This window comes from Paraburkholderia sp. GAS42 (assembly GCF_050436565.1).
In the GTDB taxonomy this organism is placed as follows: domain Bacteria; phylum Pseudomonadota; class Gammaproteobacteria; order Burkholderiales; family Burkholderiaceae; genus Paraburkholderia.
In genome coordinates, this window is record NZ_JBNDML010000022.1 from 45,113 (window position 1) to 67,486 (window position 22,374).

At 62.0% G+C, this 22,374-nt stretch carries 15 protein-coding genes; 2 read left to right on the forward strand and 13 right to left on the reverse strand.

Annotated elements, in window-relative coordinates:
- Positions 1–53: 53 nt before the first annotated feature.
- The 3 genes from gspG to P3T16_RS27370 all read right to left on the reverse strand — a co-directional run bounded on the left by gspG (position 54) and on the right by P3T16_RS27370 (position 2,023).
- Complete coding sequence (gspG, locus tag P3T16_RS27360; RefSeq protein ID WP_429344724.1) at positions 54–503, reverse strand: type II secretion system major pseudopilin GspG; 450 nt, start codon at positions 501–503, stop codon at positions 54–56.
- Between the two features lie 167 nt (positions 504–670).
- The gene (locus tag P3T16_RS27365; protein ID WP_429344668.1) at positions 671–1,366 is read right to left on the reverse strand and encodes a response regulator; all 696 of its coding nucleotides are present in this window, start codon (positions 1,364–1,366) and stop codon (positions 671–673) included.
- Positions 1,367–1,390: 24 nt separating this feature from the next.
- Positions 1,391–2,023, reverse strand: coding sequence for an SCO family protein (locus tag P3T16_RS27370; protein WP_429344669.1), 633 nt, complete (start codon positions 2,021–2,023; stop codon positions 1,391–1,393).
- 416 nt (positions 2,024–2,439) lie between these two features.
- On the opposite strand from P3T16_RS27370, the gene P3T16_RS27375 reads away from it, so the two are divergent.
- Positions 2,440–3,573 carry a histidine kinase gene (locus tag P3T16_RS27375; protein WP_429344670.1) on the forward strand — a complete coding sequence of 378 codons (1,134 nt, stop codon included), beginning with the start codon at positions 2,440–2,442 and terminating at the stop codon, positions 3,571–3,573.
- A 23-nt stretch (positions 3,574–3,596) separates the two neighbouring features.
- On the opposite strand, the gene P3T16_RS27380 is transcribed toward P3T16_RS27375, so the two are convergent.
- Entirely contained in the window at positions 3,597–4,379 is a 783-nt protein-coding gene (locus P3T16_RS27380; protein ID WP_429260338.1) for a response regulator, read from the reverse strand.
- Between the two features lie 546 nt (positions 4,380–4,925).
- Here P3T16_RS27380 and P3T16_RS27385 point away from each other — a divergent pair.
- A complete protein-coding gene (locus tag P3T16_RS27385) occupies positions 4,926–5,558 on the forward strand; it encodes a lytic transglycosylase domain-containing protein (protein WP_429344725.1) in 633 nt (210 codons plus the stop codon).
- Between the two features lie 116 nt (positions 5,559–5,674).
- Here the strand turns inward: P3T16_RS27385 and P3T16_RS27390 are convergent, their stop codons facing one another.
- The 9 genes from P3T16_RS27390 to P3T16_RS27430 all read right to left on the reverse strand — a co-directional run bounded on the left by P3T16_RS27390 (position 5,675) and on the right by P3T16_RS27430 (position 22,372).
- Positions 5,675–6,184, reverse strand: a complete 510-nt coding sequence (locus tag P3T16_RS27390; RefSeq protein ID WP_429260336.1) for a DUF1269 domain-containing protein — start codon at positions 6,182–6,184, stop codon at positions 5,675–5,677.
- Positions 6,185–6,375: 191 nt separating this feature from the next.
- Complete coding sequence (gene ccsB / locus P3T16_RS27395) at positions 6,376–7,599, reverse strand: c-type cytochrome biogenesis protein CcsB (protein ID WP_429344671.1); 1,224 nt, start codon at positions 7,597–7,599, stop codon at positions 6,376–6,378.
- A 97-nt stretch (positions 7,600–7,696) separates the two neighbouring features.
- Entirely contained in the window at positions 7,697–8,368 is a 672-nt protein-coding gene (locus P3T16_RS27400; RefSeq protein ID WP_429344672.1) for a c-type cytochrome, read from the reverse strand.
- A 78-nt stretch (positions 8,369–8,446) separates the two neighbouring features.
- Complete coding sequence (locus P3T16_RS27405; RefSeq protein ID WP_429344673.1) at positions 8,447–9,832, reverse strand: cytochrome C; 1,386 nt, start codon at positions 9,830–9,832, stop codon at positions 8,447–8,449.
- Positions 9,833–10,121: 289 nt separating this feature from the next.
- Positions 10,122–11,816, reverse strand: coding sequence for a cytochrome C (locus tag P3T16_RS27410; protein ID WP_429344674.1), 1,695 nt, complete (start codon positions 11,814–11,816; stop codon positions 10,122–10,124).
- Between the two features lie 2 nt (positions 11,817–11,818).
- Entirely contained in the window at positions 11,819–12,655 is an 837-nt protein-coding gene (locus P3T16_RS27415) for a LolA family protein (RefSeq protein WP_429344675.1), read from the reverse strand.
- A 41-nt stretch (positions 12,656–12,696) separates the two neighbouring features.
- Positions 12,697–13,521, reverse strand: a complete 825-nt coding sequence (locus tag P3T16_RS27420; RefSeq protein ID WP_429344676.1) for an outer membrane lipoprotein-sorting protein — start codon at positions 13,519–13,521, stop codon at positions 12,697–12,699.
- A gap of 42 nt (positions 13,522–13,563) precedes the next feature.
- The gene (locus P3T16_RS27425; RefSeq protein WP_429344677.1) at positions 13,564–14,082 is read right to left on the reverse strand and encodes a hypothetical protein; all 519 of its coding nucleotides are present in this window, start codon (positions 14,080–14,082) and stop codon (positions 13,564–13,566) included.
- A 13-nt stretch (positions 14,083–14,095) separates the two neighbouring features.
- Complete coding sequence (locus P3T16_RS27430) at positions 14,096–22,372, reverse strand: choice-of-anchor Q domain-containing protein (RefSeq protein ID WP_429344678.1); 8,277 nt, start codon at positions 22,370–22,372, stop codon at positions 14,096–14,098.
- Between the last annotated feature and the right edge of the window lie 2 nt (positions 22,373–22,374).

Consider the following 22,374-nt stretch of genomic DNA (forward strand, 5'->3'; position numbering starts at 1 on the left):
CTTGCAAACAATCCACTACCGGCCCGGCGTCGCACCAACCGCGCGACGCGCCGTTACCACGAAGAGACGGTCTGGTTTTCGCCCACGCCGCCACCTCGCCCGTCCTTGCCAGGCGAGAACAGGTCATAGTCGCCGTGCTCACCCGGCGAACGGTACTGGTAGGGGCGATCCCACGGATCGACCGGCACCGCCTTCTGCAGATACGGCCCGCTCCAGCGCGTCGCATTCTGCGGTTTGGTCACGAGCGCCTCCAGGCCTTCTTCGGTCGTCGGATAGGACCCGACATCCAGCCGGTATTGATCGAGTGCCTGACCCAGCGAGACGATCTGCGCGCGCGCGATCTTCGTATTCGACTTGCCAACCTGTTCGAAATATCGCGGGGCGACGAGGCCTGCCAGCAAGCCGATGATGACCATCACCACGAGCAGTTCGAGCAGCGTGAAGCCGCGGCTGAGTCGTGTATTCGTCGCAAGGCGGGCGCCATGCCACCGATGCCCGGGCATGCCGGACTGGATAGAGGTCAACTGGATGTGCACGGCTCCCCCCTGTATCGACCGACCGCCTCGGCGTCGCCGAGGCCGTTGAATGCATTCTTGTTCAGGTCGATACGGGCAAGAAGTAGGGAGAGCCGTCCAAAGACATGGGTAAAGACCCTCCAGTTGCGCCGTCCTCAGGTGGACGGATAACGCACGTGCTCTTCGTCGGGCAGCGTCAGGACGCCCATGTCGATGGCGATGCGGACCAGACCGGCCACGTTCGTGATGCCCAGCTTGCGCATCAGGCTCGCGCGATGTTTTTCTATCGTTTTCGGGCTGAGTTTCAGGTGCTCGCCGACCTGCCGATTGGTGTGCCCCTCGACCACGAGTCGCAGCACTGAACGCTCGCGACCGGTCAATGCGTCCCACCGCTGCGTTTTTTGCGGTGTCACCGGGACCAGGTCGCGCGAAGCAGCACAGTGCCTGCCAACCTCGAGACTCGTATTGCGCCTGCCCTGCATGACAAGACGCATCTCACCGACCAGGTCTTCGAATGACGCATCCTTGATCACATAGCCATCGGCGCCCGCAGCGAGCGACTCCCGCACGTGTTCTTCACTACGGTGAACAGTGAGAACGATAATTCGAATCTGCGGGGCGTTGTATTTGATCGCGGCGATTGCCTCGAAACCGCTCCCGCCCGGCATCGACAGGTCCATCAGGATCAGGTCGGGCATCGTCGCGAGGGCGAGACGATACGCTTCGAGTCCGTCGCTCGCCTCGCCGACGATGCTGTAGTCATCCAGTTCGGACACCATGCGGCAAAGACCGCTGCGCAAAAGATGCTGGTCGTCCGCAATCAGCACACGATGCTTGTTCGCCAATTTCATCGCTCCTTGCGTGACGATGTGCGATTAGTTCGAGGCAACGGCGTCATGGTAGGCACTCAGCAGCTCCGCTGGCGTCGCGAAACCGTCGATACGCAGCCATGGCTTGCCGGGCGCCGCACGCACGAAAGCCACCGGCGTGTGATTCATCTTGTCGCCCCGATAGACGTTGAAGGCGCGTTGCGTCTCAATGCTCGCTGCAACAGTGCCGGTATAGTGCTGCCACTCCGGACCCGCGTCGAATCTGGCGGCATACGATCTGAGACGTGCTGGCGTGTCCTGTTCCGGATCGATCGAGATCGACACGATATGGACCTTGTCCCGGTCGCTGCCCAGCTCGCTTTGCAGCTTTTCGAACGTCTGGCTGACCATCGGGCAGATGGTCGTGCAGGTGGTGTAGATGAAGGTCAGGATCACCGGGCGGCCGTCGTTCAGTTCATCGATCAGCGAGACCGTCTTGCCGTCTTCCCTGATCAGTTTCACGGGCGGCAGCGTGTAGTCGACGGTCGAGCGCATCGTGCCCGACATCATGTGATGATGCATATGCATGTCGCCGCCTTCGGCCGCGTCTGCGGCCCACGCGCACCGTGCTGCGGGGACTGTCAGTGCGGCGCCGGCCAGCAGGGCTGAGCCGATCAGGATTGCGTGGGTCGTTTTCATCGCGGTCTCCGGAAGTGGGAACAATGTTCGGTTGCGCAAGACGCGGGTTGTGTCGGTCACCAGCATCGCAACAGCGCTGACGAATCGTTCCGGCAACCCGGAGATGAACAGGCCGGGACCCCACCTACGCCCGCCGGTGATCGCTCTCCCAGGCTCGGCATCGACACGATGCGTGACCGCATGGAAGGCGCGTTCCACCTTACACATTTAGTCTCATGAATTTGCGCGCTAGCGTCATTGGATGAGGGCCCCCAAAGCGCGGTAGGGTATGCCCGCCCGAGGGAAATCCCGCCGCATGCAACCGGGTGCTCCCCACTTGGCAACCCAGCGGTTGCCCCGTTGCAGCGAGCGTCGGTCGTGACCTACAATCGGGCAACGGCTTACGATTCCCTTAAGCCAACGCATCGGGAGGTCCAATGGATGCCCGTGAGCCCGAGGGACTACAGGTGAAGTTGCTCGATCTGATCGAGGCAATGCGAAGGCTTTGCGTTGCGGCGAAACCCAACGAACCGGGTAGCGGTAGCGTGACCGATGCGCGCGGCGCCGCACTCGCCGTTCTCACGCCGGACGGCACATTCCTCTCGGCGAACCGCAGTGCTGCGGCCCTGCTGGGCTACTCGAGCGCCGACCTGATCGGCAAGCAACTTCTGGACATGGCGCCGGACGGCTTTTTCGCCGCGCTGGCGAGCGAATTGTCCGTGAGCGCGCATTGCGAGTTCCATTCTTTTAGCGCGGTGCTCGGCGCCCGGACGGGTGAGCCGACCCGGCTCATGCTGCACCAGCAGTCGGTTCCCACGGGCGAGGCCGGGCGCAGTGCGTTGCTGACGCTGTTCGAGGAGCCGCTGACTCCAGAGACTGGCCTCGCGGACGCCGCGGACCTGCCCGAAGCGAATGCGCGGGACCGCCTGACGTATCTGACGATGGGCCAACAGAAAGAACGTCAACGCCTCGCGGCGGAACTGCACGACGGTCTCGGGCAGTCATTAACGCTCGTCAAGCTGATGGCCGAGGACGCACTGATGCGCATACGCCGCGGCCAGGTCGACGACGCGGCGCATCTGCTGGACGCAACCGTGCTCAGAATCCGCGAAACGATCGGCGATGTGCGGCACATCTGCGGCGAGTTGCGTCCGGTGATGCTCGATCAGCTTGGCCTGCCCGCCGCGCTGGGCTCACTATGCCGACGCATCGAGCGCAGCGCCGACGACATCTCAGTCTGCTTCGACTCCGATGTCGACGATCGAGACGTGCCGGAACATCTGAAGGCGGATATGTTCAGAGTCGCTCAGGAAGCGTTGAACAACATCGTCAAACATGCGGGGGCCACGGAAATCACGCTCGGTTTCCGGCACATGGCGGGCGGTCTGTTGATGACGATTCAGGACAACGGCATCGGTTACGAAAACCGGCCCCTGTCGACGGAGGAAGCAGGGGCAACAGGCCTTGGCCTGATCGGCATGCAACACCGGGTCGAGTCGCACGGCGGCATGTTTTCGATCCAGTCGTCAGGTACGCGCGGCACGCTGGTCTCGGCGGCGTGGATTATTTAGCGCGCGCCTTCGCCGCGCGCTCATCACGCCGCGCCGCCGAGCTTGTATTTTGGCAAGTCCGTGTCCGTAATGGATTCAGGCGGCGACTCCGGATTAACGGGTAGCCGGACCAGAGTGTCGTCGGCGTCCGGCTCGGAGCACTTCGCGGCCAGAGAAGTGAGCAGGCCCATACTGATCGCCACCAAAACCAGTTCCGTCAAATTGGCGATGTTGAGCTTGTGCATCATGCTGGCGCGATACTTTTCGATCGTCTTCGGGCTGAGACTCAGGTACTGTCCTACCTGCCGGTTGGTACACCCTTCGGCGATCAGTTTGAGCACGCTGCGTTCTCGCGCCGTCAGGACATCCCACGCCTTCTTTGGGGCGGGTGCTTCGTGTCCCGTGACGAACGAGTCAACCATGTGCCCGTACACGTCTGCGCTCAAATGTTTTTTCCCCTGCATGACCATACGCATGGCGATCAGGAGTTCATCGAACGAGACGTCTTTCAGCACGTAACCCTCGACGCCGGCGCGCAGCGCCTCACGCACGTATTCTTCGCTCTGGTGAACCGTGAGCGCCACGATGCGCACGTTCGGCGATCGCCGCTTGATCGCCGCGCTGGCATCGATTCCATTCATGCCACGCATCGACAGATCCATCAGCATCAGGTTGGGATTGAGCGTCATTGCCATCTGACAGGCTTCCTTGCCGTCTCTCGCTTCGCCGACGACGTCGTAGTCGCCTTGCGCCGAAAGCATCGAGCGCAGACCGTTGCGCAGCAGATCGTGATCTTCGGCGATCACGACGCGGTATTTGATATTCACGTTGGAGGCTCCCGGTGGTCATGAACCGGTCGGGACAATGCAATGGAGTCGTTAAACGGCGCTACCGCACGTCTCGTCTTTTGCTTCTTCTCTGCTTCCTGAAGTTCCCTTTCACTACTGATGCAACGTCATGTCCTCGAAGTGTCAAATGCAAGGTTCGCGCCACCGCCCTGCAAGCCAGTAGCGACCAGTATGTGGAATTGGTACGAAATTGAATGCGGCCGAATACCCACCCAAATGTTTCAAATTTGAACTGATTTGCCCCGAACTGGAGATTAGTAGCAATACGGATGGAGCAGAGATCACGCGCTATGTCGACCAGAAAGACATAGGTCACCGTCTATCGACCTGAAGCGGAAATGATTTACCAGGACGAAGAAGTTCCGGCGACTAAAGTGAGGCTCGCGATGATTACGGTTCGTTACGCACGTAACATTTCTGCACAGGCCGCGGATGCGCTCGCCTCGCGTTGCAAAGTGTAGGGAGGTGCCCCATTGCAGATGCCCTTTTCTCCACACCACAATTCAGGTGCGGGAGAACATGACTATGCGCTGCAGCCCTTCATCCTGGTCGGGAAACGCGATACTTGTCGCATGCGTAGTGCTTGGCATGGCGTCGCCGGGTGTTGTGCGCGCAGAGATTTTTGGAGCGATTGACAGCAATGGCGCGATCGTCCTGACCAACGTACCGGGCAAACCCGGATTGGCCGTCATCGTCGCGGGGGACCCGCCTCCCGGACGCGACGCGAAGCGTGCGGGCGCCACTGCATCGCGCGGCATCGACATCGCGCAGTTTGCAGATGTCATCGACGAAGCGAGCCGCACCTTCCGCGTACAGCGTGAATTGTTGCGCGCCGTGATCGACGTCGAATCCCGATACAACCCGAAGGCGGTATCGGACAAAGGTGCGTTGGGACTGATGCAGTTGATGCCGGAAACCGCACGTCGCTTTGCGGGTGGAGACATGCTCAATCCGCGAGACAATGTGCTGACCGGCGCACGCTATCTGCGCTTCCTCCTCGATCTGTTCAAGGACGATGTCGAACTCGCGCTGGCCGCGTACAACGCCGGGGAAAATGCTGTGATCCGGGCCGGCTACCGTGTGCCCTCTCTTCCGGAAACACGCCAGTACGTCCCGCGGGTGTTGGAGCGCTATCGGCGCCTGCTCGCGGCTAGTTAACGTCTCACGCTGTTGCGGTGAGCCGGTATCGAGACGAATGGCATAAAGGCGCGTCCGGGCGTCGGCGCGCGCCGGCTTTGTCGCATCGCTGCATCGTTGCTGAGCCCGCGAGCAGGTTACGGAAACGCCGGAATGGTCGGCTCGGTTCCCTGGATGTCCGCCTCCGCGTGATGGAGCTTGATCATCGCCTCGATTTCCTCGACGCGATTGCCGGGGACGTCGATCATCATCAGCAGTTCGCCCCGTTCGATCGCCTCTTCGAATCGCTTCAACCGCGTATTCGGTACATCGATACCGATCATCGTCGCTGTCCATGCGCCAAACCCGGCGCCCGCGAGCGTGAGCGCAACGACCGTGCCGCCCGCAATGGTCAGGCCGGCAGGCGGAAACACCAACGCGATCAGGCCCGTCAACATTCCCGTCGCGCAACCCACCGCCGTCCCTCGCGTGAGGGCATGAAGCAAGTCGCTACTCTGCGCAAGCGTGGCCGCCGGCAGATCGTCGTGCTGCACGTTGTGGTTGGCAATCACATGGATATGGCGCCACTCGACCCGCTTCAACAGGAGCTCGCCAACGATCATCTGCGCACATTGCGTGCTCGGCAGCAAAAAGTATATGCGTCTCATGGCGGCCTCTCCGACCGTGGATCACGGGGCACCCGGACCCGTGAATACATTCTTGCCCGAATCAGGAGCAGGAGGAAGTAGGAACACTCGCCTATAGGGATGGGTGGAGACCCGCAAGTGTTTCGCCCATCGAGCTGTGCCATCCGCAAGCCGGCGATACGTGCGGAAGGCGCGAGCACGCCAGCGTTCTTTTACAGCCTTCCGTAGCTATGCAGCCCGGACAGGAACATGTTCACGCCGAGGAAGGCGAAAGTCGTGACGAGCAGGCCAGTCAGCGCCCACCAGGCGGCGACATTGCCGCGCAGGCCCTTCATCAGCCGCATGTGCAGCCAGGCCGCGTAGTTCAGCCAGACGATCAGCGCCCACGTTTCCTTCGGGTCCCAGCTCCAGTAGCCGCCCCACGCTTCGGCGGCCCACAGCGCACCGAGAATCGTCGCGATGGTGAAGAACGCAAAACCGACGGCGATCGACTTGTACATCACGTCGTCGAGCACGTCGAGCGTCGGCAGGCGGTCCACCAGCACGCCGTGCTCCTTCATCAGATACGCCACACCGACCATCGCCGACAGCGCGAAGCTGCCGTAACCGATGAAGTTCGCCGGCACGTGAATCTTCATCCACCAGCTTTGCAGCGCAGGGACGAGCGGCTGGATCTGCTGCGCATCGCGGGCGATCGAGTACCACATCAGGAAACCGACGGCCGCGCTGATCACGAGCAGCACGAACGCGCCGAGCGCGCGCGTGTTGTAGTGCTTTTCGTAATACAGATAGAAGAGCGCCGTGATCAGGCTGAACAGCACGAATACTTCGTACAGGTTCGAGACAGGAATATGGCCGACGTCCGCGCCGATCAGGTACGACTCGTACCAGCGCACCATCAGCCCGACAAAGCCCATCAGCACCGCGGCCCACGTCATCTTCGAACCGATCGCGGCGCCCGTCGGCGAACGCGACAGCAGGCCGATCCAGTAGAACACCGTGGCGAGCACGAAGAGCGCGCTCATCCACAGAATGGCCGACTGGCTCGACAGGAAATACTTAAGGAAGAACGCGCTATCGGCGCGCGCCAGATCGCCGTGATAGAGCTGGATCGAGAACAGCGACAGCGCCGCGATGCCCGCGATCAGCAGCCGCGCCGGTTTCCAGCGCCAGCCGAGCACGACGAAAACCGGCACCGCGCACACGAGCACCAGTTTGTCGTAGTCATTCATGAAGGGGGAATAGCGCGACAGCGCGAAACCCGCGCCGGCGACCATCGCCAGCGCAAACAGCCAGTCAGTGATGCCGAGGCGCTTCAGAAACGGGCGTTCGTCGAACAGCGACGACGCCTGAGACGCGGCCAGTCGAGGGGATTGTTGAAGCGCAAGCTCTGGGCTCGGTACACCGGCACCCGGAGACGATCGTGTCAGGTTCATGGTCTTCACCGTTGCGAAGATCGCGTCGACGAGACGCCGTTCATATGCAATTGACCGGGTTCAATGCTCGCATTGGCCATGTGAAAAGCCAGCTCGCTCATTGATCGGCCGGCGGGTTGGCCGCTGCCTCCGTCTCTGGCGGAAACGCCTCCAGGTACGCGGCTACGGCGCGCATATCTTCGTCCGACATATTGGCGCAGACCGCCTTCATGGGCCCACCGCGAGGCCTTTGTTCGGTGCGCTGGAAAACCAGTAGCTGCTTGACGATGTAGTCCGCGTGTTGACCAGCGAGGCGAGGAAACTGGCTCGTCCCCTCGCCGTGCTGGCCGTGACATGAAGCGCAGGACGCGACGCCCTTGTCTGGCAGCCCAGACACAAAAATCGCTTTCCCTTCGCCCATCAGCGCACGATCGCCGGGTTCACCCATAGCCGGCTGCTGGCTCGAAAAATACGTCGCCAGCTCGTCGATCTGCGCCTCGCTCAGGTGAGTAAAGCCCCACATAAATCGTTTGGCGTTCGGGTCGGTTCGGGCATGCGTCTTGAAGTCCGTCAATTGATCGACAAGGTATTCCCGTCGTTGCCCCGCCAGCTTGGGAAAGGTCGGCGATACCGACACGCCGTTCACGCCATGACAGTTCGAGCAGACTTGCAGAGCGATGGTCTTGCCGGCGACAGCCGGGTTATCGACAGCCCGGGACCGCTCCAGGTCGTGACAACCCGACCCGGCAAGCAACATCCCAATGGAGACGAACTGCGCCAGTTTGTTCATGTCACGATCCTCCTTACCGCTGCTTTTGCCGCTCTTTGAATCGACTTCGTTCCGCGCGAGAACACCACCCCATGAATGTCACCAAAACGCGGCCCATAAGTAGGCGAACAGCGTGTCGTTGTCCGATGCGTTGCGTCCGGTGCCGTCGTAGTTGGATCGGGCTCCAAGGTATTTGGTGAAATGCGTGTATTGCAGGCCGATACGGATGTTCTGCACCGGAATCCAGAAGATCTCGGGTATCCACCCCTGCGTGGCAGGAGAAAAGTTCGCGCTGCTGGCGTAAGCCACGCTATCGGTGCTGCCCGTCACATTGAAGAAGGCGAGGCTCACGCCATACCTGGCCTGATAGACGTACGACACTTTCAGCAGCATCGATTTGAGATTTGCCGACTGGCTGTCGCCTAAAACGAAATTATTCGGATCACTGATATTCTCGTGAACGTAGCGTGCCTGTGCGGTAATCGTATGCGGATCCAGCAGGTATTGATACTGCGCGTCCACGCCGATATCACGATAGCGGGTCACACCCTGCGTGAATATCGGGAAAGTGTTTGGATCGTTGGGATAGACGTCGGCATACAACCCGAACGTCCCCAGCATGATGTTATGCGGGCCCCATTCGCGAGTCAGCGCAACGCGCCAATACGGGTTGTAGCCCTTCAGATAGATCTGCGGGTGGGCCAGGTTTCCAGCCTTGTTGCCATGGCTCAGAAACGACCAGATTCCGTCGGCAGTTTTGTACGCGGTCAGTTCCGCGTATACCATTTTGTTCCAGTACAGGTAGCCGCCAACGCCGACGACCTGCTGCGCCAATGCCCCCTCGATGAGAGGCGTAAACTGCGGAGACCCCACCGCGCTCGTCGATGAAGAGAGGTAGGGGTAGCTCCATGCAGGCGCGGTGTTCCAGACGTCCTGCACGGTCGGATTGTTGTGCAACGTTACGCCCAGTATGAAATCGCTCGCTTCACCGATGATCCTTTCCACGAAACGGAGGTCGGTGTTGTCCGATGCCCATTTACCTACCCACTTGCCGTCGCCATTCTGGTGATCGTAGTTCGTGTAGGTATATTGGGCGAAGCCGCCGATCTTGTCGGTGATCTTGCCGGCGAGAAAAATGCTCGCCGCATCCCAGGTCATATTGCCGTCCTTGGGTGAGATGGGATTTCCGTTGGCGTCGTTGTTGTGTCTTGTCTTGGTCACATCGACCGTTCCCATCACGGCGATCGGAATGGTGCGTTCGCCGAGCGTATATCCATTCAGCTTGAACATGCGTCCATAGGGCGTGAGCTCAGGAAACTGGCCGCCGGCGTGACACGCCACGCAGCTTTGTCCCGTCTGGCGCGCGAATATCGGCAGAGCGTGTGCGGTGGAAGCCTGGAACAGACAAAGCGCCACGATGGCGGCTACCCAGCCACGGTGAAGCAGCTGATGAAGTGCAGTGTTGCTGATAAGAGCCTTTGTCATGGCCGGTTCTCCCTGCGCCGTGTTTCGCACTCTTTACCTGCAGTGGCAAAGATCGACGGCTGCATTTCCGGGTTGCGTCCGACGGTGAAAGACGGGACGAGTAAGACGTTTTCCGGCTACAGCGATCATTCCCGATGTGGCATTCGCGCCTCTCGCCACATCTTTATTGTGCAAACAGGCGACAGGAACCGACATGGGTCAATGTCCTATTCTTGTGGTAGTGAAAGCGCTCGAAGTCACCCTGTCCGCGCAAGCGGCCCCGCCGTTCACCCGCAACCTCGCGGCACGATCACGGCACCATCCAGTCCCCATCGGCAACGAGCCTGACGCGATCCGGCTCGGCAAACCGGACGATATAGCCGCCCTTCGACGCGAAGCGCTGCCCCGGCGCCAGCGTCAGGCGCGGATAGTAGCCAGTCAGGATGCGGCGTTCCAGCATGTCCTGGATGCGCTCGATCAGATAGTCCTTCTCGAACGCGTCGACCATGTGGCTCAGCGTCTCCGCAAGCAGGCCGCACGCGAGATAGGTATCCGCCTGTACCTGCGGAGCGACCATCGGAATCTTGCGGATCGAGAACCAGCCGAACGCGTAGTCGACACGGACACGCCGTCCCTCCGGCAGGTCGAACGGATACGCAAGGCGCGTCACGCCGCGCCAGCTCGCTGACAATGGCGTGTTATCCAGCCCGCCCAGCAGCCCCGACATGAACACGATGTTCGACGGCGGTGGTGAACGGCCGAGCGCCGCGATGTCGGGCGGACGCAGCCACAGCACCAGCACGTCCGCATGCGCAATACCACGCATGGCGCCTGCGACGTCGTCGCCCGGCGCGAGAGTGCGATTCGACACCGCGATGCCATGACCCCTCAATGCGGCGGCAAGCGTCTGGGCGCCCCGCTCGCCATTGTCGCCTGCGCGATAGACCTGCCAGACCGTTTTCATCGCTTTCGCCGGCTTGCCGCCGGCGTCATCGAGAATCCGCTTTGCCAGCAGATCCGCCTCGAGCAGCACACCCTTCGAGAAATACACGGAATAGAAATCGTGGTCGGTTTCGACCGGCACTTCCACGTTGGGGAAGAGACACGGCACGGCCTCCTGCTCGCAGAACGCGTGGACCGGAGCCCAGTTCTTGCCGCCCAGTCCCGACAGGACAGCAAACACCGGCTGCTCCGCCAGATAGCGCTTCAATTGTTCATGCCACGTCGCCGGCGGGCCGCTCAACTCCCACACATGCAGTTCCCAGCGACGATTGACCATGAACATCATCTTGCGCGACGTGCGCAGCGGCGGCGTCGCGCCGAGCGGAAACACGTTCTTGTCATCGAAGTACTGTTTGAGCACATCGAGCATGCCGCGCCGTTTCACCGGGTCCGCATCGGGCGTGACGATCGTCGCGAAGTGCAGCACCGTGTCCGTCACACCCGGTGACCTGCGTTGATCGAGGCGCTTCAGATAACCGGTCAGCGCCGCCATGTCGGTGTCGTTCAGCGCGTACTGCGGCATCAGGTTGCCAAGCGGCCTGCCTTCCGAGTCGAGCCCTTCGCGTATCGCTCTCGCGATCGTCGCATCGGTATAGGGCTCGCGATTGGTGCGCATGCCGGGAATGTACGGGAGGTCGAATTCCTCGGGGGTTTCTACGCGGGGATGGAACAGATACCGGGCAGTGATCGGCGGGATGCTGCTGTTGCCTTCGCGGGAGCCGAGGCCGCTGCGACGATGGCAATTCATGCAGGCCGCCGCGGCGCCTCGCAGGTTCACGCCGCCGTCGTGCATCGCTTCGAGCGGTTCGCCCGAACCCAGCACGCCTTTCTGGAAAATCGCTTCCCCTGTGCTCACGGCCGTAACGGGAGCCGCCGAAGGCGCACAGTTTGCCTTGCCTGCCGGCACCAGCAGCGCAGCGAGCAACACACATCGAACGAGCGTGCGCGCCGCGCGCGGCCGTGCCCGCGCGATGACGCCTCTGCTGACACGGAGCCGGTCCATGGCTAAGGGGATGGCCGGTTCATCGCGGGAAGCGCCGGCGGCGACACCTCGGCGTTGACCGACGCCGAATTGCGGTGGCCCTGCGAAGGGGGGCGCGTGAACATCATGTCGTCCAGCGGCGGATTGAGCGTCACCTTGTCCAGCGTCAGCTTGTCGTGCTTTCCGGAAGCCGCCGCGCCGCTTTCGATCGCGAACGGTATCTGCAAACCGTTGACGCTCCGGTAGTCGCCGTACGTCACTTCGACGGTGACCGGCCCATGAGGACCGCGCGCCTGGCGGTCGACCTTCACATCCAGAAAGCTTTGCGCGTCGACCCACACATGACGGATAACGCCGGAAGGCAGCTTCACCCCCAGGCGGTAAGCGTCGTGTCCGTCGACCTTCTCGATACCGTCGAGCGCGACATCGACGCCCTTCGCCTGATGGTCGATCAGCAACCCGTCGATCACCTGCTCGTCATGCGCGGACTTCAACTCATCCGGCGTGTACGCCCGCACCTCCCCGCTACCCATGACGCTCGGGCTCACCTTCCATCCTTGTTTGCCGTCGAATACCCGGACCGCCCGCCGGTTGAGCACCGTGATCTCAAAACGCGTCTTGTTCGGGCGTTTCAGCGCGAGCACAAACGGCAATTCCTGCTCGGGCGCATTCGCACTATCCACGTGTCCGACCCAGACCATCGTCTCGATCTTTCGCCATGCGTCGAGGCCGCCCCTCGCGTCGGCGTTCTTCTCGACGATCTGATCCACGCTCAGATCGTGCCCTGCCGGTATCTGTTCGCTCGCGTACACCGCCGCCGTCAGGCAGCCGACGAGCATCCACAATACGATTCGTTTCATGGCCGTACACCTCGCACGGATGTTCGGCTAGTCGCGAGCGACTAGTGGCTGGTGCCCGGCACTTTGGCCATGGCCAGTTGCGGTTTCGCAAACAACGCGTCGTCCGTCGGCGGATTCACCGTGACGTGGTCGATCGTCAGCTTGTGCCCCGGCTGGACGCCGCTGACGACGGTCTCGAGCGTGTGCGGGATGACGAGCCCGTTTTCTTTCCGGTAGTCTCGATAGAAGATGGCGACGTCGTGCATACGGCCGTCGAGCTTGCGCGGTTCGCCGTCGATCTTCAGTTCGAGAAAGCTGCTGGCGTCGACCCAGATGCGGCGTGACGTATTGTCTTTCGTTGTCAGTTTCAGGACGTACGCGCGGTGCCCTTCCACCGATTCCATGCCTAGCGCGTCGACCCGCGAACCCTTGTTCGCAAAGTCGATCAGCGGCCCGTCCAGTTCCGCCGATGCCGCGGCCGATTTGACCTCCGCAGGCGAGTACGGCTCGACTTCATCGCGGCCGAGGAAAGGTCTCACCTTCCAGCCCTGTGCGCCGTCGTAGACCTGAAACGCCGTCTGCTCGTTGAAGCGAACCTCGAAGCGGCTCTTGTGCGGCCGCTTCATCGTCATCGTGAACGGCAGCCTGGTGTTCTTCTTGCCGCCGGCTTCGATCTGCCCCGACATCGTCATCGCATTGACCGCACGCCATGCCTGCAGCCCGCCACGTGCCGCGACGTTCCGCTCGACGATCTGCGCCGCGCTCAGATGGCTCGCCGCCGCGGCCTGAGCCGTTCCCGCGGCCGAGGCCGCGAACGCCACCGGGCCGGATGCCAGAACACCGGCCACGGAGGCCGCCGAGATCGCCATCAATAGAAACCGGGCCATGAGTCACCTCTCCTGTCTATGTTGCTGATCGCTGTGCCGCGATCATTCCACTATCAGTCCGTCGATATGGAGCGAACCGATGAATACGTCGACGCGCTCGCCGGCCTTGATCGGACCGCCCTTGTTGGAAAACACCATCCAGTATTCCTGGCCGGCTTCGAGGGGACCGGTCTGACGCAGTTGGCCGATCTTGTCCATGACCGGAATCTCGAGCAACGCGTGGCTCGCTTCCCCGTACAGATAGGCGGTCGCGGTCTTCTCGCCGAGCAGATGCGCCGCCACCGGATCCGTCACGCGATAGTTGAAGCGAATCAGATTGCCCGATGCGGTGCGGCGCACGCTCAGGTTGTCGATGCCCTTCACCATCCCGTAGTAGTTCTTCGCGTGCTGCGACAGACTCACGGGCAAGTACGGCGAGTGTCTGAGCGTGACCGTCGCCGGCGGTTTGAGCGGCGCCGGTGCACTCTGCCCGGCCGCGACCGCTTGAACCAGGGTCGCGGCCAGGCAGACGCTGCTTCTGAACAGCATCGCTGGCAACGTCGAGGGGGATCGAAGTTTCATTGCAGTGTCCCCATCAGCGTATGAATGCCGGCAGCGCCTGCGCCGGAGTCAGCGGCGGTGCCGTCGGCGGTCTCACGGGCAACTTCGGTGCCCCGCCGAGGTTCGGCGCCAGCCCCTGGAACAGCCCGAGCAGACCACCCGACGGGCTCCCCAATGCGAGTGGATCGATCGGGAGGCCACCAAACAGCCCTGGCTGCACGAACTCGACCGCGCCGATGTCGTATCCGAAGCCTTGCGGCCGCGACGTGCCGAAGAAGTCATGATTCGGCGCACCGGCTGACGTGCCGTTATTGATTGCCGGTGAACCGGTCTTGATCGTGTAGTTGCCCAGCAATACGTTATAGCCGGTGCTGCCCGACGTGAGCGCTTCGTTGAACAGCGACAGCGGCCCGTACGACATGTTGATCCACTGGTTGCCTTCATCCGGCGTCGCCGACGGCATCAGGGTGAACAGCGGATTCGGAAGAACCGTATCCGAAATGCCTGGAGGCACCGTGATGCCGATTCCGCCCGCTTCCGGCGGCACACGCGAACCGTTGCAGTACTGATGCACCACCGCTGGATTCAACCCGCTGTTGTGCGCACCCGGGTAGTCGCCGGCGTCGGTCAGAATCGAATACTGCGGATTCATCGACATACCCGCCTGACGGCTGCTGGCCGAGGTGTCGCCGAACGCGCCGATATCCCAGTAGACAGCATTCGGATCGCAATAGCCCGTCGTCTTCCCCGCCTGATTCAAAGACGGATTCAACGTGACAGCGTTCTGCAGGCCCGCTATGTTCGGATTCTGCCCTCCCACCGTGATATAGAACGTGCGGTTTTGCCAGAACACATTGTTGGTCAGCACCGGGTTCGAGAACGTCGTGCAGTTGGGCTCACCCGCCGGGCACGTCACGTTCGGATTGGTGAACGCGGGGATGAGGTTCGACGTGTGGCGCGCGGTTTCCAGCCCAGCCGGCTCGTAAGTCGACGTGGTGATCGGGCTGCACGTCGTTTCCGACCCCACCGTCGTGCAGTTCGGCGGCCCGACGTTGGCCTGCGTGGCGGCAGAGGTATTGAAGAGCACGCCCGCCGACGCCGTCGAGTCGTTGGAGACGACCGTGTTGTTGACGAAGTTCACGCGCACCGCATCCTGCAGCGAGACGCCGCCCCCCGCCCAACCAGCCACGTTGTTCGCGATGATGTTGTTGATCACGCGAACCTGATACCACGCGTTTGCGTTGCTTGGGCTGCGTTGCACATCGGTGCCGTTGACGTTCTGCAGCCGCAGGCCTCCGCCCTTGCCGCTTTCCGCCGTGTTGCCGACGATCAGATTGCCATCGATCACGAGGCCAGGGCCAACGCCATCCGACAGCTGCGGTGCGCAATCGATGTCCGTGGTCGCGTTCTCGCAGAACGTACCGTCCGGAGGCACACCTTGGGCGATCACACCGCCGCCGTAAGTAGGCAGTGTCGGGTTGTTGCTCTGGTTGAACAGCACCCAGTTATGCGAGATGTCGCCGTTATAGCTGAACCCGAAGTGCGCAATACCGCCGCCGTCGCCACTGCTCATGTTGCCGCAGATCCAGTTGTAGTTGAAGTGATAGTAGTCGGCTCCTGTGCAGAAGGTCACACCGCCCGCTGACGAAGGCGTGGTCGAGTTGATTTCGTCGCCGTACGAAGCGTTCGACGTCACCGCGTTGTGGTGCACGTTCACATGCGCGTTGAACTGGAACGGCGTCTGCGTCACGCCGTCCGCAGCGATTGTCGCCTCGGGCGTTTCGACCTGGCCCACCGTGATGCCGCCCGTGAGCGTCCCTGCGTTGGCGAAGACACGGTTGTTCGAGACCTCCGTGTAATGGTTCCAGCCGTGCAGGAAGATTCCGCCGCCGCCTTGCGAGCTGTTGGTGAAGGTCATGCCGTCGATACGCGACGGATTGCACAGGAAGTTGCTCGAATACGTAGTGCAATCCGCGTTGCTGTTCGTGAGCGGCGCGCAGATGCCGTTCGCGGTGCAGTTCGGATCGGGTTGCAGCACGCCGCCCACCAGCACGTCCTTCACGCCTTTGCCGAGGACGGTGATTGCCGCGCCTTCATACGCGCCCATCAGCGTCGGCTCGATCAGCAACTCAGCCAGATTGCCGTTTAGGTTGAAGTCCCAGCCGGAGATGGGTTCGAACGGTATCCCGTCAACTTTGCGCTGCATCGTCGCCAAACAGGAATACGTACCGGTCGGATCGTACTGATTGCTCGCCGAGATCAAGCCGCCGTTCAATGCGTCGCCGAAGAGACACCCGACTTGCCTGCGCCACGGGTCCATCTTGCCCGACGGATGGGTGTTCGCGTTGACGGTCACCGACGTCGCGCCGACACCTTGCAGCCGGACCGGCTTCCACATGAGCAGCATTTCGTTATAGACACCCGGTCCGACGACGATCATGTCGCCCGGGATCGCCTTGTCGATCGCGGTCTGGATCGCGTTGCTCGTGGCGTTCTCGCCGTTCACGTAGGTCGGCGCCTTGCCGCCGATCGTGACGGTGACCGTGTCGATCGAGCGCTTGCCGTTGCCCGCCGTGATGACGAGTTCACCGCACATCGTGGGCGTGAGCACACCGCGTTGCTGGATCGTGCAGCTCGACTGCGTTCCAAGCAACGGAGGAACGATCACCTTGATCTGCGTATCGGTCCATGAAGTCACCAGTGCCGGCATGCCTCCGATCGTCACCGATCCCGATCCCTGTTGCGTACCGAAGCCATAGTGGCGCGTGATGAACTTCTGGTTGAACGGCGCCTTGGTCGCGCTCGGGCCCGTGTACCCATGGTTCGGTACCTGCTGGTTGCCCTGAGCCTTGATCGTCAACGTGTGGCCGAACGTGCTGACCCACGGTCCCGCGCCGCCGCCGCTCGAGTCGCCGGTTACGCTGGCGATCGCCGGCGTGGCATCCGGGTACGCACAGTCAGGCTGGTCGTAACCCTCCGCGAAGGCCGAGACCGGCACCACCGGCGTATCCATGTACTGCGTCTGCCCAGGCATGAACGGAATCTCGTAGCAGAACTGGCTGTACGCCGGGTTGAACAGGGGATCGCGAATCGTCTGGCCAGGATGCGCCGGATCGGGCATGTCAGGATCGTTCATGCAGGCGACCATCATCGTCGGTGCATAGCCGGTCGGGTTCGGCGGGTTGACTTGCCAGGTCGAATAGTTCAACCCGTTGAAGATGCCCCACTGATCCGAATAAGTGCGAGCGATTTCGTTGCCGGCAAAATCCTTCATCGAGATCGGCACGTTCGGGACCGCGAACTTTTCACCGAATTGCGGCGAATACGGATCGAACTCAGACGAGAAGTCGTCCAGCATGAATCCGGTGTAGTGCGCGGCGACGTGGGTCGAACTGAAGATCCAGAACTTCGTCAGCACGGTCATCTGGTTCGACAGCGTCACTTCCTTGCGGTCGCACAGGTGCCGTGATGCGCCCGCGAACGGCGCGACTTCCTGCGAGCCCGGGAACAGGCTCATGTAGTCGGGCACGATACGCAGTGCACCGACGCAAGGCCAGGAGGTCTCGATGCTGCCCGTGTCGCCCTCACCCCGGGAGTACGTGTTGGATCCGAGATTCGTGGTCGGATTCTGCGCATTGTTCCGGTTATAGGTGGAATTCACCGCAGCCTGGTCGGGCAGGATGAAGATGGCGCCGATACCGGTGAACTGCTGCGTTATCGGCGCAATGTAGTTGTCGCCGATCAGGATGTTCTTGTCTTCCTCCTTCACCAGTTCGTAGCCCGGCGGCACGATCACTTCCACCACATATTTGCCGGCAGGCAGCATCTGCGTGCCGTCGCCCGAAGGATTGGCCGTGCAGATTGTGCAGTTCGTCGTGGTTGGCTTGCCGGTGGTCGGACTCCTGCCCGTCACGCTGGGGAATTTGTACATCCCGTCATACGGCGCCGGCTGCAGCTGGTTGAACGCGTGCATGCCGTCATAGCACTTGAACTGTGAATGCGCCGGCAGCGCATGATGATTCGGGTCCAGCCATTGGGTGGTGTCCTTCAAGGTGAAGAAGAACGGATCGTTGGTCTCTTGCCCCGGACAGTTCATGTTCGGCACGCCGTCGGAGCGGAAGCCCTGCGCCCAGTCATCCCAGCTGGCGGTCTTCGTCGTGTCCACCAGCTTCAGGCTGGTGGTGCCGTCCGCAGCGGTGCCTTCCTGATACAGGTTCACCGTGACGTTCGGCACGTCAGGCGTCCACTTCGTATGGATCAGCAGCGAGGGATCGTCGAACGGCCGCGTCGATGCATAGATGACTTCGCCCCTGATGCCGCCGTTTTCATTCGCGCCAAACTGCGCCTTGCCGAACTCAATAAAGGAACTCTGCCCCGAGAAGCCCTGCCAACCCATCGTGGTCACCCACGGCGGATCGACTCTGCCGGTCGAAGGAGCCGTACCCGAGCGGTCCGTGCAGTCCGCATCGTTGCAATACACCGCCCCCGGTACGCGCAGGCTAGGAGGCAGGTGCGCCGTCGCGGATTCCTGGGTATTGGCATAGTTGGCGGCAATGGTCGAGCTGCCCCCGCCAGGCGTGCCATCGGGTGGACCGCCCGCGTCATAGACAACGTGTACGCCCGTCTGCTTGAAACGGGTCTCATCGGTGTCGACGACATACCAGTTGAACAGCGGGAACACTTCGTTAAACGACGCATAGCCGTTCATGTCGGTGTTGTTGAAATTCGAATAGCTGCCGTCGCGGAAGCGCACATTGGTCGGAACCAGCGGGAGCCCCGGGGAGCTAGGCTGCGAGACGCCGGAACCGTTGAGGTCCATAAACGTCCGGGTGTAGAGATTCGTGTGCCATTGGAGCACCGAAATATCCCCGACATCCCTGGTCTGGCCACCTGCCAGCTGGACCGCCGTTGCGAGCCCATCGACGATCTGATCGTTCCATTGATCGAAGATCGTGATTCTGAATGTACCCGTGGGCAGGCCGGTAAAGCTGAACGTTCCGTCGGCATTGCACTTCGTGAAGGCGATATCCTCGCTGTCCGGATCGCCGACGCTCACGTAGCACTGCGTGAAACCCAACGAGGTGCGCGAACCGCTGCCGTAGAGGTTCTCGTTCGGCGGACGGCTGTAGTGCAGGTTCGTTACCCGGCCCTTGAGCCCGTTGTTGCACGTCGCAGCTGCGGCACCTGCGCAGACGAGCGGCAGGCGGGCATTGATGATTTTCGGATTGGCAAAGCCGATCGCGACGTGAAAGCCCGCCGGTCCGAACTCCTGGAAGTACGCCGGGCCGCCTACCTTGACGAAAGCGTCGTGACCCTTCTGTCCGTCCAGCGTATTCGTCTGCAGCCATTCCTCGCCCCTGCCGATTCTGTCGGCTGCCGGCGTCGCGACGATACCGTACCGGCCTGGCATCAGGTTGGCAATGATGGCCTGGCCGACCAGCGGCGACACCGTCTTGCCATCCGACTCGTATTTCGGACACGTCGGAATCATGCCGACGAGACCGTCGGTCGACGTCGAAATCGGGCAGGCATTGAGCCCTGAGACCGGATCGATAGTCCCCTGCAACGAATTGGACAGCGGCATGTTGAACATGTCGTAACTCATCTGTCCGGTCGGGTCGCCGGTGCTGCCCGCGTCGTCCCAAAGCTTGATTTCGAATCCGCCGAGTCCAGGTTCGCGTGCCGTACCAAACACGTCGGTTCCGCCACTAACGTCCACTTCGCCATTGAGCGGGGCGTCGTCCTCGAAGACGAACACGGACACCTTCGCCGTCGCCATCGGCGTCTGTTGTGCCAGCACGTTGACGCTGGTCTGTCTGGGCGCGATCGGAGCGCCGCCCATGGTGTGGCCGCACTTGCCCGTCCCCGGTGCAAAATCCGCGCCGCCGGGACCCGACGGGCAGTCCTTGGCGATATCGAACGGTCTCTGCGGCCCAGAGGGGTTCGTTGGATCGACCGGCTGCGGCAAGCCCGCACCATTCCCGAAGCTGTTGCCGGCATCGCCTGGCAACACCGAGATGTAGTAGTGCTTCGTCGGATCGAGCGCCACCTGGCTGGGATCGACCGGCACCTGTTGCGCAGCGGTCGTGCGGCACACGCCGTCGCCGATGTCGCACACTGCCGGCAGGTGAGAGCTGGTCGCGGGGTCATACACGGTTTGCCCCGACTCGCAGGCGACCTTGCCGACACAGCCTGCCGCGACCACCGGCATGTAGCTGGTGTGGAAGTTCGCGCCGAGACTGGGAACCGGCAGCGGCGGGCACGTAGCCGGACGCGGTGTCGTGTTCACCTGGCACGCAGGATCGATCTGGAAGGTGCGGTCTTCCTCGATGATCCAGCGGTAGTCGCCAAGCTGAACCGGGGTCTTGCCCGGCGCCACGCTCGGCCCGTCCAGCACCTTGACGACAAGTCCGCTGCCGCCTTTGAACGTCACGGTCACGGTCCCGGCAGAAGCACTCGGCGTGTTCTGCGAATTCGTTACCGTATATTTGAACGTCAGGTTGGCAGTCGCATTGCTGCCGACCGGCGGCGTCGTCGGTATCGCGGTAAACGATCCGTCCGGATTCAGCGTGACGGTCCCGCCGGTCACGCCACCGGAAATCGCCGCGGTAAGCGCCAGGCCCTTCGGATCGCTGGCATTGACCAGCACGCCAGGCGCGCCGATTTGCAGACGCGACGCGATGTTGCTGATGTAACTGCCGTTGTTGGCCACCGGCGCGCCAGACAGACAGCCGTTGCCGGAGGTACAGGCGGACAGCGTCACCGTCGCCGATACCGCGGAATTGCCGTTCGCCTGGTACACAAAGCTGTCGGCTGTCGTGCCGGGATTCGGCACATAGACGAACGTGCCGTCCGGGTTCAGCGTGAGCGCGCCACCGGTGGTCGTGGTCTTGACCTCAACGCCGTAGACATTGACGTCCCTGGCTTTCACGCCCTTGGCCGGATCCGACACGGTCAACGTGGTGCCCGGGATAAAGAAGTAGTTAGCGGCATTGGCAACCGCATTCTGATTGGTGAGCGTCGACGTCGGCAGTGCGCCGCCATTGACGGCGATGTAAGCCTGCATGCCGCCGTCGCGTTGATTGTTGGTCGACAGGCTCAGTTCGCGGTCGAACACCGGCATCGCCGTTGCGCCAGTCGCCGGTGCGTTGACCATCACGTCGTAGGTTTTGCCGGCCGCCAGAAACACTTCCGACTGGACCCGCGTACTGCCGGGCAGCACGTTGCCGTCCTCGGCGATCAGCGAGAAACCGGAAGCGACAGGATTGCCCGTTTGTGCACCGACGATCGACGGAACGTGCATCCGCAAACCGGCGTTGACGAAACGCACGAGCACCTGGCCTGTGGTGACCGGTGCATTCACGGGAAACGACGATCCGCCGGGATTGGTCCGGTCGAAGGCGACGCCATTGATCAGGTAGTAACGCGGATCGTAGTTCACCGTCGGCGGATAGCAGGTGCCGAACGAGGTCGACTTCGAATCGCCGCAGCCGCCGGGCTGGCCCGACCACGATTTGGTTTCGCTAAAGCCCGTCGTCGTCACTGCCGCTGCAACCGCCGTGTTTTGCACGGGATCGATTTCGCTCAGGACGAGCGGCACGTCGGCGTCATAGCAGATAGCCGGATTCGTATAAGCCTGATACGTCTGCGACGCCACCGGGCAGGTCACGGTGCTGCCGACCGGGGCCTTCACCACCAGCACGCCGTAAAGCCCCATCGGCCCCTGGATCGACGGATGCGTTCCCGACTCGATCAGATAGGTGCCAGGGCTGAGGTTGTTCCAGGTGAGCGCGGTTGCCGTCGTCTGGCCTGCCGGCACCTCGGTCCCAAACGACTGGACACGAGCTGCTTGCGCGGGCGGCGTGAACGATGCACCGGTTGCCGCGGTGGCAATCGGCCACGTGACCGCGGTTTGTGTCGGATGCGGCGGACTCGCCGTTCTCACCGGAGTCCCGCCCAGACCGCCGCCCAGCTGCCCCACGATCATGAGCGAGGTCGGCACGGCGCCCGGCAGGCTATTGGTGAGATTGATCGTCAGGGGTCCTGGCGGCACGGTGATCACCACCGGCGACCAGTTCGCTCCAGCGCCCGGGTTCGCCGCCGCACAGGTGGCGGGCGCCACCGCGGCCGCCGAGCACGTGTAGCCCCACATCGGAACGGACTGTCCGTCGGGCAACACGGCAGTGCTGGCTTTCGCTGTCAGATTGACGACTTGAGCGAAAGATGCTCCACTGGCCGTCAGAAGAATGGACGCCGCGACACCTGCCTTGAGCAAGTCGAAGAGCGTCGCTCTAAACTTGGTGGATCTCATCG